This window comes from Mesorhizobium sp. M0243 (genome assembly GCF_040321775.1).
In the GTDB taxonomy this organism is placed as follows: domain Bacteria; phylum Pseudomonadota; class Alphaproteobacteria; order Rhizobiales; family Rhizobiaceae; genus Mesorhizobium.
Map to the genome: position 1 here is coordinate 296,578 of NZ_JAMYSF010000002.1, position 14,036 is coordinate 310,613.

13 protein-coding genes are annotated in these 14,036 nt (G+C 64.7%); 7 read left to right on the plus strand and 6 right to left on the minus strand.

Going from position 1 to position 14,036, the window contains the following annotated elements:
* Entirely contained in the window at positions 1 to 483 is a 483-nt protein-coding gene (locus NKJ11_RS03480) for a DUF3830 family protein (RefSeq protein ID WP_128302373.1), read from the minus strand.
* Complete coding sequence (locus tag NKJ11_RS03485) at positions 480 to 1,214, minus strand: GntR family transcriptional regulator (protein WP_127327034.1); 735 nt, start codon at positions 1,212 to 1,214, stop codon at positions 480 to 482. Before NKJ11_RS03485 ends, NKJ11_RS03480 begins: the two co-directional genes overlap by 4 nt.
* Before the next feature lie 127 nt (positions 1,215 to 1,341).
* Here NKJ11_RS03485 and NKJ11_RS03490 point away from each other — a divergent pair, with 127 nt between their 5' ends.
* From NKJ11_RS03490 to NKJ11_RS03510, 5 genes are read left to right on the plus strand one after another with little or no spacing between them, the layout of a single operon-like run.
* The gene (locus NKJ11_RS03490; RefSeq protein WP_128302372.1) at positions 1,342 to 2,139 is read left to right on the plus strand and encodes an ABC transporter ATP-binding protein; all 798 of its coding nucleotides are present in this window, start codon (positions 1,342 to 1,344) and stop codon (positions 2,137 to 2,139) included.
* On the plus strand, positions 2,136 to 2,885 hold the full coding sequence (locus NKJ11_RS03495; protein ID WP_352792702.1) for a branched-chain amino acid ABC transporter ATP-binding protein: 750 nt from the start codon (positions 2,136 to 2,138) through the stop codon (positions 2,883 to 2,885). Before NKJ11_RS03490 ends, NKJ11_RS03495 begins: the two co-directional genes overlap by 4 nt.
* A complete protein-coding gene (locus NKJ11_RS03500; protein WP_128302370.1) occupies positions 2,882 to 3,790 on the plus strand; it encodes a branched-chain amino acid ABC transporter permease in 909 nt (302 codons plus the stop codon). The genes NKJ11_RS03495 and NKJ11_RS03500 overlap by 4 nt, the downstream gene beginning before the upstream one ends.
* On the plus strand, positions 3,787 to 4,770 hold the full coding sequence (locus tag NKJ11_RS03505) for a branched-chain amino acid ABC transporter permease (protein ID WP_023808826.1): 984 nt from the start codon (positions 3,787 to 3,789) through the stop codon (positions 4,768 to 4,770). The genes NKJ11_RS03500 and NKJ11_RS03505 overlap by 4 nt, the downstream gene beginning before the upstream one ends.
* Positions 4,767 to 6,071 carry an NAD(P)/FAD-dependent oxidoreductase gene (locus NKJ11_RS03510; RefSeq protein ID WP_023808827.1) on the plus strand — a complete coding sequence of 435 codons (1,305 nt, stop codon included), beginning with the start codon at positions 4,767 to 4,769 and terminating at the stop codon, positions 6,069 to 6,071. Before NKJ11_RS03505 ends, NKJ11_RS03510 begins: the two co-directional genes overlap by 4 nt.
* An 8-nt stretch (positions 6,072 to 6,079) precedes the next feature.
* Here NKJ11_RS03510 and NKJ11_RS03515 read toward each other — a convergent pair whose 3' ends face one another.
* The 4 genes from NKJ11_RS03515 to NKJ11_RS03530 are packed head-to-tail and all read right to left on the minus strand — an operon-like array spanning position 6,080 to position 10,411.
* Positions 6,080 to 6,736 (minus strand): GntR family transcriptional regulator, encoded by a 657-nt coding sequence (locus NKJ11_RS03515; protein ID WP_023808828.1) that lies wholly within the window; start codon positions 6,734 to 6,736, stop codon positions 6,080 to 6,082.
* 13 nt (positions 6,737 to 6,749) lie between these two features.
* Positions 6,750 to 8,060 (minus strand): aspartate aminotransferase family protein, encoded by a 1,311-nt coding sequence (locus NKJ11_RS03520; RefSeq protein ID WP_352792703.1) that lies wholly within the window; start codon positions 8,058 to 8,060, stop codon positions 6,750 to 6,752.
* On the minus strand, positions 8,061 to 9,119 hold the full coding sequence (locus tag NKJ11_RS03525; protein WP_023808830.1) for a phosphotransferase: 1,059 nt from the start codon (positions 9,117 to 9,119) through the stop codon (positions 8,061 to 8,063). It abuts the gene before it with no gap.
* Positions 9,116 to 10,411, minus strand: coding sequence for an ArgE/DapE family deacylase (locus tag NKJ11_RS03530; protein ID WP_164892806.1), 1,296 nt, complete (start codon positions 10,409 to 10,411; stop codon positions 9,116 to 9,118). Before NKJ11_RS03530 ends, NKJ11_RS03525 begins: the two co-directional genes overlap by 4 nt.
* A gap of 168 nt (positions 10,412 to 10,579) precedes the next feature.
* Here NKJ11_RS03530 and NKJ11_RS03535 point away from each other — a divergent pair, with 168 nt between their 5' ends.
* Together NKJ11_RS03535 and NKJ11_RS03540 are read left to right on the plus strand one after the other, a co-directional pair.
* Positions 10,580 to 11,281 carry a GNAT family N-acetyltransferase gene (locus NKJ11_RS03535; protein ID WP_245273050.1) on the plus strand — a complete coding sequence of 234 codons (702 nt, stop codon included), beginning with the start codon at positions 10,580 to 10,582 and terminating at the stop codon, positions 11,279 to 11,281.
* Complete coding sequence (locus NKJ11_RS03540; protein ID WP_352628492.1) at positions 11,278 to 14,004, plus strand: winged helix-turn-helix domain-containing protein; 2,727 nt, start codon at positions 11,278 to 11,280, stop codon at positions 14,002 to 14,004. Before NKJ11_RS03535 ends, NKJ11_RS03540 begins: the two co-directional genes overlap by 4 nt.
* Positions 14,005 to 14,036 lie beyond the last annotated feature (32 nt).

Genomic DNA, 14,036 nt, shown 5'->3' on the forward strand with positions numbered 1-14,036 from the left:
TCAAGCCTCCACCAGACTGAAGGTGACATCGCAGGCGCCGTTGCGCCGGATGCCGCCGCAAGCGGCGGCGAACTGATCGCGCTCCCCGGCACGCACCTGCGCCACCACGCTGCCGGCCAGCCAGCCGATCGGGAACAGGAGCCGCGCACCCTGGCCGTAATAGAGGCCGATGTCGAAGATCGCATTGGGATTGCCGCCCCACATGCGTGGCGGCACATAGGACAGCACGATGTCGCCCGGCTGCGGGTTCAGCGTTGCGTTCTCGGCCGGCAGCGGTTTTGCATAGGCCTGGCCCTCGAGGTCGGCTGGTGGAACCGGACAGGAAATCTCCGGCCCCGTCCACATCGCGTGGATGCCCGGAACAACGCGTGGCGTGCCGAGATAGGCCAAGAGGAAGGCAGCGTTTTCCGGTGCCTTTTCGGGCAGCAACAATGCCGTGACGGAAAGCTGCGAGCGCGGCTCGGTGATCCTGATGGCGGTCATGTCTGGTCTTTCGCGGCGGCAGCCTGCAGCTTGCTGCGCAGAAAGGTGAAGGGGCGGCTGATGTCGGCGACCAGCGACTCGCGCGCCGCCTGCGCATCCTGCGTGGACAGCGCCGTGACGATGCGGCGGTGATACTGGGCGGTGTCGACCTCGCCGGCTTCCGAGAAGGCGTAGATGGCGACACGGATGCAGGGGCCCGATTGCAGCCACAGGCTCTCGATCATCGGGATCAGCACGGCCGAACCGCAGGAGCGGTAGATCTCGAAGTGAAAGCTCTGGTTGAGCGTCACTTCGCGATCGACGTCCTTCTTGTGTTTCAGCGCCCGCATCTCGTCCCATTCGCCGAGAATGGTCTCTATGGTGGCGATCTGGCGCGGACCCATGCGGGCGGCGGCAAGCGCGATCGCCTCGCCCTCGATCAGGATGCGGGCCCGCAAGAGATCGTCGAGGCGTTCCAGCGTGATCGGCGGCACGCGCACCGAACGGTTGGGCAACGCCTCCAGCGCCTTTTCGGTGATCAGCCGGCCCAGCGCCTCGCGCACCGGCATAGTCGAGGTGACCAGCGCATCGGCCAAGCCACGGATGGTCAGCACCTGGCTTGGTTCGAACAGCCCGCCGATCAGGGCACGGCGCAGTTCGGAGTAGACGCGGTCCTGTACCGTTTCGCGGCCGACCGGCGCAAGTTGGGCCGCGATCGCCTCGTTGTTCTTTTCGATGGCAGCCTTTTGCATGGAATTCCGTTCTTGGCCGGTTTTCGGCTTGCGGATCAAATTAAAGCCGAATAGCGTGATCAAAGCAAGTGTGATCACAAATCAATAATCAGAAGGCGGCAACGATCGTCTTCGGCCAGAGGGTTTGATGAGCGAGGCAACCAAACGGCAAGGGGAAACCCGCGCGCCGGTTCTGACGGCAAGAAATGTCGTCAGGCGGTTCGGCGGCCTTGTCGCGGTCAACGATGTCTCGTTTGAAGTCAAAGCGGGAGAAATCCTCGGCCTGATCGGCCCCAACGGCGCCGGCAAGACGACGATGTTCGACCTGCTTGCCGGAAGCATCCTGCCGACCAGCGGTGAAATCCTTCTCAACGGTACGCCAGTCTCGGGCGAAGCCGCACATCTGCGCATCGGACGCGGTCTCGGCCGCACCTTCCAGATACCGCGCCCGCTGCCCAATCTGACGCTGATCGAAAACATCATGCTGGCGGCACAACGTCAGGCCGGCGAAAAGCTGCTCGCCAATTTCGTCACGCCATGGCGCGTCGCCGCGCAGGAAAGAGCCGCCAGGACAAAGGCGCTCGAACTGCTGGAACTGGTCACCCTCACCCGCCTCGCACACGAGCCGGCGCGCGTGCTTTCCGGCGGCCAGCGCAAGCTCCTCGAACTCGCCCGCGTCATGATGGCCGACCCGGCGATCATCCTGCTCGACGAACCGGCCGCCGGAGTCAACGCGACGCTGCTCGAAGTCATCATAGACCGCATCCGCGATATCAACGCGCGCGGCATCACCTTCCTGCTCATCGAGCACAATATCGACATGGTGACGCGGCTTTGCCATCGCGTCCTCGTCATGGCGAGCGGCCAGCTGCTCAGCGAAGGCACGGCAGAGGAAGTCGCCCGCGACCCACGTGTCATCGAGGCCTATCTCGGAGGCGCGGCATGAGCGAGATCGTCCTCGATGTCCGCGACCTCGAGGCCGGCTACGAGCCCGGCGTGCCGATCGTGCGCGGCGCCTCGATCATCGTCGCCAAGGGTGAGATCGTCGTCGTGCTGGGCCCCAACGGCGCCGGCAAGTCGAGCTTCATCAAGGCAATCGCCGGCCTCGTCCCGATCACCGGCGGCACGGTGTTTCTGGACGGCAAGGACATCACGGCCGCGCCTGCCCACACCATGGTTCGGCTCGGGCTTGCCTTCGTGCCGCAGACCGAAAACATCTTTCCGCTGATGTCGGTCGAGGACAATCTCAAAGTCGCCTGCGGCATCCTCGAACGGCGCGAGATCCCTGGCCGCATCGAGGAGATGTATTCGGCCTTCCCCGATCTCGTGCGCCAGCGTCGCACCGCCGCCGGCAATTTGTCGGGCGGGCAGCGGCAGATGCTGGCCGTCGCGCGCGCGCTGATCGTCCACCCCAAAGTGCTGGTTCTGGACGAGCCGTCGGCCGGCCTGTCGCCGAAATTCGTCTCGATGGTGTTCGAGATGCTGGCCGGCATCCGCAAGTCCGGCGTCACCATCCTTTTGGTCGAGCAGAATGCCAAGGCGGCACTCGCCATCGGCGACCGCGCCTATGTGCTGGTCGAAGGCAAGGACCGGCACGAGGGCATCGCCTCCGAACTATGGAACGATCCGGTGGTCGCCGAACTCTATCTTGGCCAGCGCCCCCGTAAGGCCGACACGAGAGGTGCGGCATGAGCCTGCAATTTGTCGTCGACGGATTGCTGACGGGTTCGATGATCGGCCTCGGCGCCATCGGCGTGACGCTCACCTATTCGATCCTGCGCTTCTCGAACTTTGCCCATGGCGACTTCATGGCCTGGGGAACCTATGCGACGCTGGCCGTCGTCAGCGCCATCGGCGCGACAGTCGGCAAGGTGGCGCCGATCGCACCGTTGTCCTTCGGCTGGCCGCTCATTGTTGCGCTCGCTATCGGCATGGCCTTCACCGCGCTCTTGGCGCTGCTGCTCGACAAGGTGCTGTTTTCGCGGCTTCGCTCGCAAGGCCAGGCGATCATCGTGGTGATGGCGAGCTTCGGCGCCTCGATGGCGCTGAGAAGCTTGCTCGAATTCACTTTCACCTCGCGGCCGACCTATTTCAGCCGGGCAATCCAGATCGCCATGCCGGTCGGCTTCGGCATCCGCATCACGCCCGACCAGATCGCCCTGCTGCTACTGACCGCGGTGCTGGTGCTCGGCGTGCATCTGTTGATGACGCGCACGCAAACCGGCCGCTCGATGCAGGCCCTGAGCCAGAACGCGGCACTGGCCCGCATCGTCGGCATCGATGTCGCCAGCGTGGTGCGCGTCACCTGGGTCATCGGCGGGGCGCTGGCCTGCGTGGCCGGCGTGATGATCGGCATTCTGGTGCAGATCCGCCCGTTCATGGGTTTCGACATGCTGCTGCCGATGTTCGCTGCCGCCATTCTCGGCGGCATCGGCAGCATTCCTGGCGCGGTGCTCGGTGGCTTGATCATCGGGTTCGCCGAAGCCGGTGCAGTACAGCTGATCGGAGCCGAGTGGCGCGCCGCCGTCTCCTTCATCATCCTGATGGCGGTGCTGTTCGTGCGGCCTATCGGCCTGTTTGGTGTGAGGGAACGCTGATGGACCTGCTCGGCTACGGCGCCTTCTTCCTGACCACCGCGCTGATCTTTTCGCTGGTCACGCTGGGGCTCAATCTGCAATGGGGGCTGACCGGCCTGTTCAATGTCGGCCTCGCCGGCTTCGTCGCCATCGGCGCCTATACATCGGCGCTGCTGACCACACCGGACGATGCCGCGCGGCTGGGCGGCTTCGGCCTGCCGATCCTTGTCGGCTGGCTCGGCGCCATGGTTGTCGGCGGCATCGCCGCGGCGCTTACCGGCATGGCGACGCTGCGGCTGAGATCCGACTATCTTGCGATCACCACCTTCGGCGTCGCCGTGGTGGTGCAACTGGTCGCGCTCAACGCGCAGAAGCTGACCGGCGGCCCGTTCGGCATCGGTTTCATCCCGCGCCCCTTCGGCAGCCTTGCCGAGACGCCGCTGCTGTTCAACCTGTCCAACCTCGCGGTCGTATCGGTGGTGACGCTGATCGCCTATCTCGCTTTGGAGCACCTGTCGCGCAGCCCATGGGGGCGGGTTTTGAAGGCGTTGCGCGAGGATGAGCGGGCGGCGATCTCGCTTGGCAAGAGCGCGCGTTTCTACCGCGTCCAGGCCTTTGCCGTCGGCGGCGCCATCATGGCGCTGGCCGGCGCGCTGCAGGCGCACTTCACCGGCTTCATCGCGCCGGACAATTATTTGCCGATCCTGACCTTCCAGGTCTGGGTGATGCTGATCGTCGGCGGCTCGGGCAGTAATCTTGGCGCCGTCATCGGCAGCATCCTGGTGTGGGCGATATGGGCCGGATCGGGCACGCTGACCAGCATCCTGTTCCCGCCGGAACAGCAGGCTCGCGCCGCCGCGCTGCAGATCGCCGCCATCGGCGTCATGCTCTGCGTCATCCTGCTGATCCGGCCGAACGGCCTGTTCGGCGACAGGCCGCGGCGGCGCCGCTTCAGCAAGCGGGCGAAGATCGCTGCGGGCGAGAGCAGTTCCGGCTCATGAATGCCGTGATCCGGCAGGAGGCACAAGGCGCTTCGCTCTGGCATGCCGTCAGCGGTAGCCGCCGCGAGCGGCCGGCGCTGCAAGGTGGGCTCAATGTCGACCTGGCCATTGTCGGCGGCGGCTTTTCCGGCCTTTCAACCGCGCTGCACGCCGCCGGGAAAGGCCTTTCCGTCGCCGTTCTCGAAGCCGAATTCATCGCCTGGGGCGCGACCGGCAGGAATGCGGGATTTGTCGTGCCGAACTTCGCCAAGATGGACCCGGCCGACATACTGGCCCATCTCGGACCGTCGCGCGGCGAAAGGCTGATCGATTTCGCCGCCGGCAGCGCCGACCTGGTCTTCCGCCTGATCCGGCAGCACGGCATCGACTGCGACGCCGTGCAGAACGGATGGATCCAGCCAGCGCATTCGCCTGCCGCCTTCGAGAAGGTCAAGTCACGTGCCGGGCAATGGGCACAGCGTGGCCGGCCGGCTGTCACATTGGATCGGCAGGATGTCGAAGCCCTGACGGGAGTGCCAGGTTATGTCGGTGGCTGGATGGATCGTTGCGGCGGCGTGCTCAATCCGGTCGCCTATGCGCGCGGGCTCGCCGATGCGGCGGAGAAGGCCGGCGCGAAGATCTTCGAGCAGACGCGCGTCACCTCGGTTGATCGCATAGCCGATGGCTGGGTGCTGAAAACGCCGGTGGGATCGGTACGCGCCGCAAAGGTGCTGATCGCCACCAACGCCTATGGCTGGTCCCTCAACCCGTCATTGCAGCGAACCTATTTCCCGCTCAAGGTTTTCCAAATCGCCACGGCGCCGCTGCCGCCCGAAATCCGCGCGCGCCTGTTACCCGGTGGGCAAGGTGTCGGCGACACCAGGCGCAATCTGTTCACATTCCGCTTCGACGCCGAAAACCGGCTGATCAGCGGCGGCATGCATATCCTTGGCGCCGGTGCGGATACGCGCGTACCGCAGACGATCTGGCGAAGGCTTGGCCGGCATCTCGGTCTGCCCGATCTCCCGCCGCTTGCCTACAGCTGGTCGGGAATGGCGGCGGTCGAACCGGATTTCCTGCCGCACCTGATCGACCTCGGTCCGGGCCTGATCGCCGGACGCGCCTGCAACGGCCGCGGCATCGCCATGACCACAGCGATGGGCAAGGTGCTGGCCGACTGGGCCGCTGGAGCCGAGGCCCGCGACCTGCCGCTGCCCTTCGCGCCACCGGCGCCTATCCCGTTCCATGCCTTGCTGCGGCATGCGCCCAACATGCTGCTCGGCTGGAGCATGCTGCGCGACCGGCTGGACGGGACGAGCTAGGCCGACGGCTACCTGGCAGCGTCAAGGTTTGCAGATAATACGGCGGCCGCCACGGCGATGTCCTCTTCTATGAAAGTCCGCACAGTGGGACCGCTGCGCCGCTCCAGCGCGGCGACGATCTTGCGATGCGCGTCGTTGGACTGCGGGATGTAGCGATCGGCCTGCATCAGCAGCTTGAGATAAGGCCCAACCCGCCCCCAGAGGTCGCGGATCATGTTGAGCAGGATCGGCGCGCCGGCATGCTGGTAGATGGCGAAGTGGAACGCCTCGTTCAACGAGAGATAGGCCCTGGCGTCGCCGGCCTCGATGGCACGCTGCATGCCGGCGAGCGTCGCCTGTATGTCAGCCAGTCCGCTTTCGCTCATCCTGGTCGCCGCCATCTCGCCCGCCAGTCCCTCGACGGCGATACGGATGCGCGTCAGTTCCTCGAAGGCGGGCGCGGACAGCAACGGCACGATGACCGAGCGGTTGTTCTGCATCTCGAGCAGTCGCTCGGCGACAAGCCGCTGCAGCGCCTCGCGGATTGGCGTCGTCGAGATGCCGAACGTTTCGGCGAGCTTGCGGATGACCAGCGTCTGCCCCGGGCTGAAGCCGCCTGAAATCAACTCCTGCTTGAGCGCGCCATAGGCGCGGTCATTCAGGGTTTGATGTTCGAGCTTCAGCATGCGTTCGGCCCGATCACCAGTTCGACAGCGCGCGATCGAGCGTCTCGGCCAGTTGCTCGGCATTGTCCCTGGCAAACGGCAGTGGCGGCCTCATCTTCAGCACATTGCCGCGCGGACCGCAGGACGAGATCAGCACGCCGTCCTCGCGCATGGCTTCGACGACCGCCGATGTCTTGGTGGCGGCCAGCGCCTCGTCACCGTCCGCCGTCAGCTCGACACCGAAATAGAGGCCGTTATGCCTGATATCGGCGACCGCGCCATGCCGGCTCTGCAGGGTGCGCAGCAGTTCACTCGTATACGCGCCGACATTGCGCGCATTCTCGATCAGCCCCTCGCCCTCGATCACCGCCAGCACGGCGAGACCGACGGCGGCAGCAACCGGATTGCCGCCGAAAGTGTTGAAATAACCGGTGTTCGAGCCGAACGAAGCGACTAGCTGCGGCCGCACGAGCACGGCGCCCATCGGGTGTCCATCGCCGATCGGCTTGCCCATCGTGACGATGTCGGGCTCGATGCCATAATTGGCGAAACCCCACATGCCTTGGCCAAGCCGGCCGAAGCCGGACTGGACCTCATCGGCGATGACGATGCCGCCGGCCTTTCTGACGTGATCCACCGCCTCGCGCATCACCGCCGCATCGGGAAAGAAGATGCCGTCGCTGGAAAAGGCCGAGTCGAGAAGGAGTGCGGCCGGCTTGATATCTTTTACGCGCATGTCCTCGATGGCGGCGGCGACATTTTTTGCGAAAACATTCGCGGCCCGGCCATGGTCGCGGAACGTGTCCGGCGCCGACACGGTGCGGTGCTGCGCGCGCACGCCCTTTGCTCCGACCGCCGCCGGCGACAGTTGCGCCGTCGCGATGGTGGCGCCGTGATAAGCGAAGTCGGTGATGATCACGGCGGTGCCGCCGCTGGAATGCTGGGCGATGCGGATGGCGAGGTCGTTGGCCTCGCTTCCGGTGCAGGTGAACATGGCGTGGCCAAGATGGGCCGGAACGGTGCCGAGCAGTTTTTCCGCGTAATCGAGGATGATCTCGCTGAGATAGCGCGTGTGGGTGTTGAGCGTGGCGGCCTGTCCGGACAGCGCCTCGACAACGCGCGGGTGGCAGTGGCCGACCGAGGCGACGTTGTTATAGGCGTCGAGGAATTTACGGCCCTGGGCATCGTAGAGCCACACACCGCTGCCGCGCACCAGATGAATAGGGTTGCGGTAGAAGGCGCGATAGGTCGGCCCAAGCAGCCTGGCGCGGCGTTCAAGCAGCGCGCGCTCCGATGCAGCCGCGTCGGCATTTGAAGGATATGGCGAGGACTGGGACACGAGCATTTACTCCGGATTGGAATGGTCGAGAAAATAGCGGCGGGCATCGGTGGATGACAGACCATCCAGCTTTTCGAGCGAGGCCCAGACCTCGGTGGCGAGGCGCAGCACATAGTCGCGCTTGGCCGGGAAACGCTCGGCCTGCCAACTGGCGATGTTGACGATGAGCGCAAGCCGGGCACGGATCAGATCGAAGAGAATGCCGATCTCTTCCTCCTCCAGCAGCTGAACCGATTGATAGCCGGCGACGAAGCGCGCGGCCGGCGCCAACGGATGGCCTTGCGCCGGCCAGCGATAGACGGCGCCGATGGCGAGGTCGCAGATCAGCGGCGAATGGATCATGTCGCCGAAATCGAGGATGCCGCTGACGACCTCCGGCCGCGACGCGTCCATCACCACATTGTAGGAGTTCATGTCGTTGTGGACGATCTGGGCGCGCAGGGTCGGAATGATTGGCGCCGCATGCTGCTCGAAGGAGTCGATCGCGCGCTCGACCATCGCCCTCCGGCCCGGATCAGTGATGTGCACCGTCATCGGTCGTATCTTGGCGACCTTGCGGATATCCCAGAGCAGGTCGCTGCCGGCGGCCGGGTGGAAGAAACCGCGCAGCGCCCGGCCAAGGCGGGCGAGGAAGATCCCGAGATTGCGATCCTGCGCATCGGAAGTCGGCGAGCGCGACAGCAGCTGACCGGGCAGATAAGTCACCAGCCGGACGATGCGCGGTGCCGATCCACCAACACTGGCCGTAAATTGCGCTTCGCCCTCAAGGCTTTTGCGCACCGAGGGAACCGGCAAGGTGGGGTCGACTGCAAGGATGTGGTCGAGCGCCTTGTTCTGGAAGTCGGTGAAGCCGGCCTCTTCCGCCGGATGGGAAACCTTGAGGACGAACTCGCCCTCGCCGTCGGTCTGGATGTGGAAGTTATGGTCGCGTTCGCCAGGCAATGGACGCGCGGTGCCGGTCAGCCCGTAGTGCCGGCGCACGATGGCAAGCGCGTCGGTCGTCGAGACATGGGGCGCGTCCTCGGCGAGCGTTTCGCCGAAAGCATCGGGGACGGCTGCATTCATGGCTTGGCCTCGATAGGTTCGAGGCCGCACCAGTCGGCGATGAACAGCGCGATCGTCTGGGTGACCTTGCGCACCGAGTCGAGATCGACGGCCTCGTCATAGCCGTGCGGCATGCGGCAGATCGGGCCGTAGACGATCGCCGGCGTTTCAGCATAGAGGCCGAAGAAGCGCGCATCAGTGGTCGCCGAGGTGACGTGCTCCGTCAGCGGCTCGCCCCACACGGCGGTGTGGCTGCGGCGCAGCACCGCTTCCATCTCGTCGGCGCCTTCCAGCACATAGCCCTCGGCCATGAAGCCGTTGTAGGTCATCATCGGTGGGCGATTGGCCAGGAACGGATCGGCACGCGCCGCTTCGGCGATACAGGCCTCAAGCTCGGCCCTGGCGTCTTCGAGCCTCTGGCCGGGATAGGTGGCGACGCGCATCTCGAAGACACAGCGCGCCGGAACGCTCGATGTCCATTCGCCCCCTTCGATCTTGCCGAGATTGAAGCGGATCGGGTGCGGGTGATCATGGAAATGCTTGTCGTCGACCTTGCGCGCGTTCCAGACGATTTCGAGCTGCTTCAGCGCCTGGATGATGACAAATGCCTTTTCGATGGCATTGGCCCCGGCAGAAAATGCACCCGACGCATGCTGGGGATCGCCGTCGACCTCGACCCGGAACCAGATCGGCCCGACCTGCGCCCGCATCAGCCTCGGCTCCAGCGGTTCGGGAATGAAGGCGGCGTCGGCGCGGTAGCCGCGCTGCAGACAGGCAAGCGCGCCATTGCCGGTGCATTCTTCCTCGACCACCGACTGGAGATACAAGTTCGCGGCCGGCTGATAGCCAAGGCTGCGCAATGCGGCCAGCGCATAGAGGCAGGCGGACAGGCCGGCCTTCATGTCGCCGGCGCCGCGGCCATGCATCCAGCCGTCCTCGATCACCGGATCGTAGGGATCGCGCACCCAGCGGTCGAGTGGCCCTGTCGGCACGACATCGATATGGCCGTTGAGGATCAGCGAGCGGCCGGTCGCGTTTCGCGGCGTATGCGTGGCAACGACATTGAAGGCGTCGTCATAAGAAACTGCCACGGGTGAAAAACCCGGCAGGTCGCGAATCGCATCGACATCGACGCGCCACATGTCGACGGCATAGCCGTCAGCCTCAAAGGCAGCCGCCATGAACGATTGTGCGGCATGTTCCTCACCACGCTGCGAAGGAAAACGCACGAGGTCTTGCAGAAACGCTACCTGCCGCGCGAAGCCGCCATCGACCGCGCTGAGAATGGCCTCGTCCGCAATCCGCTCAGGCATTATGTTTCACTTTCATCTGAATGGTGTATCATATCTCATATGCCATTTCTGTGAAATGCAAGAGGCATACGCGCCAAACTTTCAGTCCAGGACTTGCCGTTCAATGCTGCCATGGTCTGGGGAGTTGGCATCGGATGCAGCAAGCCGATACTGCTATCTCTGGAAGACATGACGAGGAATGCGTTGATCACCGAAGACACGATGCCGGCCGAAATCACCGATCTCGCCATTGGCTACCATCGCCTGCCGGCGGGCAAGCTTGCCAATGCGGTGACGTGGATGGAGGCGCGCTCGCCGCAGCCCGATCTCGCGCACCCCTTGGCCATGACACGGATCACGCCCCCCGACTGCGCTTCCTACCGGGCGATTTTCCTAGAGATCGGCGCGCCCTGGCTTTGGGACCGTGTTTCCGAAATGTCCGATGCCGAAATCACCGAGCATTTCGCCGACCCGCGCCAGCATCTCTACTACGGCCATGACGAGACCGGCGCGCATCTCGGTATGGTCGAATTCTTCGTCGCCGACAGCAGCGAGATCGAGATCACCTATTTTGGCCTGTTCCCGTCCCTGACCGGCAGGGGTTTCGGCAAACGGCTGATGGCCGGGGCACTGGACCTCGCATGGCGTCTCAACCCGAGCCGCATCTGGCTGCATACAAGCAGCTTCGATCATCACAGTGTCATCGGGTTCTACAGTGCCTGCGGGTTCGTCCCCTTCGCGACCGGATTTGAGATCATCGACGATCCCCGGATCAAGGGAACCTTGCCGCGCGATGCCGCACCGCAGATTCCGCTGATCGAAACGGAGTGGAGCAATGGCAAGGGAGCCGCGCTTTCGCGGAAAAGCGGCAGGTTGCACGGACCTAGATGAGAACAGCTCCGCAATCCGTCAGCCAAGCGTCGCCGCACCATCGCCGATGGGTGCGCCGCGAGACCATCCTGTCGACGCTGGAGCGCCACATCGACACGCGGATCGTGCTGTTCGCCGCGCCCGCCGGCTTCGGCAAATCGACGACAATGGCGCAATGGGCCACGGAGGTCGCGCGCCACGGTCGGCTGACCGCATGGCTATCCTGCGAGGCAACCGACAATGACGAGGGCGCCTTCCTGTCGCATCTGGTGGGCGCGCTCCGCCATCTCGTCCAGAGCCCAGCGGAACTCGACCTTGCCTTCCAGTCCAGCCCGATCCCCCAGCTCGATGTCATGCTCGCGGCACTGGTCACGGGCCTTGCAGCGCGCGAAGCTGACATCACGCTGTTCTTCGACGACTACCACGCTGTCGAGGCGACGGCGGTGAAGCGGTTCATGGAGCGCCTGACCCGGCAGGCGCCGGCAAACGTCGCCTTCGTCATCGGCTCGCGCAGCCTGCCCGATCTGCAACTCGGCAAGCTCAGGGTGCTGGGCGACATCTTCGAAATCGGCCCCGACGATCTGCGTTTCGCCTCGTCCGAGGCCGAGGCTTTCTTCAACGAGAAGCTGGGCCTGAGCGTCAGCAGCGGCACAGTGGAGACCTTGTGCTCGCGTACCGAAGGATGGGCCGCCGGCCTGCAGCTCGCCTCGCTCTCGCTGAGTGCCGCACACGCACCCGAAACCTTCATCGGCAATTTTACCGGCGCCAACCGCAACGTCGCCGACTTCCTGATGGGCGAAGTGTTTCTGGAGCTGCCGCCGGCAATCGCAAAATTCCTGCTCTACAGTTCGATCTTCGAACGCTTCAGCGCCGAAGCCTGCCGGGCGGTGATGCGCGCGGCGGATGCCGAGGCGGCGATTACCGAGATCGAGACGCGCAACCTGTTCCTGGTGCCGCTCGATGAAGAGCGACGCTGGTTCCGCTACCATCATCTGTTCCGCGATTTCCTCAGCCGCGAAATGGAACGGCGCGAACCGGAGATGATCGCGCCGCTGCATCTGGCGGCCGCCGAATGGTTCGGCGAACGCAAGATGCTGACCGAGGCGATCGGGTACGCGCTGGCCGCCGGCGACCAGGCACGCGCGGCGGTATTCGTCGAAAACAACGCGCTCGACCTCATCGCCCAGTGCCAGCTTCTCTACGTGCGCCAGCTGCTCGCGCTGCTGCCTAGGAAACTGATCGACCAGCGCATCCGGCTGCAACTGGTGGTGCTTTGGCTGGCGGTGCACAGCAGCCAACCCGAGATTGCCCAGCAGACGCTGAGCAATGCGCGCAAGCTGGTCGAGACCGGACCGACTGACAGCAATGACCCAGGCACCATGACCGGCACAACGATCGAGGCCGAACTGGTGGTTCTCGCCGCTGCCGTCCACAGCACGCTGGAGCAGTTCGATCAGGCGCGCGACACAGCACTTGCGGCCCTGCGCGTCATCTCACCCGATGCCTGGTTCATGGAAGGCGCGACCGCCAATGTCATCGGCTACAACCTCTATGCGCTGGGTGACCTCGAAGGTGCCCGCGCCGCGATCGATGCGGCGCGACGGGCGCATGAGCGAAGCGGCAGCCTGCTCGGCGTCACCATTGCCAATTGCTACATGGCCGTTGTCGAGCGTTCGGCGGGCCGCTTGCCCGCCGCCGAGCGGCTGCTGCGCAACGCCATCATCGAGGCCAGGGCGCGGATCGGTGCTAATTCCTATGCCGAGGCCTTGGCCGGAACGCTGCTAGCCGAGCTCGCCTACGAGACCAATGCGTCGGGCGAAGCGCTGACCCTGGTCGAGAATCTCGGCCCGCAGATCGAGGGCGCGGCGGTCATCGTCTATCCCCTTGCCAGCGTGCCGACCTATGCCCGTGTGCTGCAGCTGACCGGTCGCACCGAAGCCGCACTGGACATGCTGGAGCGCGTCTATCAACGCGTGCGCGGCACGGTGTATCGCCGCCTGGCATCGATGATCATGCATGACCGCGTACGTGTGCTGCTCGACCAGAACCGCAATGCCGAGGCGCGCGCGCTGCTGGCCGAGCATCGCGGCGAAGAGACCGAGACTTCGACGGTCATCACCACCGCAAACGAGTTCGAGTTCTTTGCCGAGGGCCGTTTGCTGACGGCGGAAAAATCCTATGCCAATGCAGCGGGGGTTTTCGACGCGCTTCTGGAGCGCACGAGAACCAGCGGGCGCATGCGTCGCCATATATTGGCGCTGATCCTGCGAGCCAAAGCGGCCAGCGCTGCCCACGACCAACGCGAGGCAGACCGCAATCTCCTCGATGCGTTGCGTCTCGCCCAACCTTCCGGCTTCATCCGTTCCTTCGTCGACGAGGGAAGGTCTGTCGTCGAAGGGTTGATGCGGCTGCGTGCTGCCCAGGCGAAGACCGACCCCGCGCTGTCAGCCTATGCCACGCGCATCATCGATGCAGCGCAGGCGATGCCCGTGGCGGCGCGCAAGCTGGCCGCACCAGCCGCTGAGAAGGAACAGCTCACCCAGCGCGAGGCCGAACTGCTGCGCTATCTCACTGAGGGCATGTCCAATCGCGATATCGCCTTGGCGCTGTCGGTGAGCGAAACCACGGTGAAATGGCACCTGAAGAACATTTTCGGCAAGCTTGCGGTATCCAACCGGGTGCAGGCGGTGCGCGCCGCGCAAGGGTCAGCAGGCGCCTATACCCCTCCGAAAGGAGGGGCATAGATACAGGCGCAGCCCCTCTTTCGGGTCGGGCC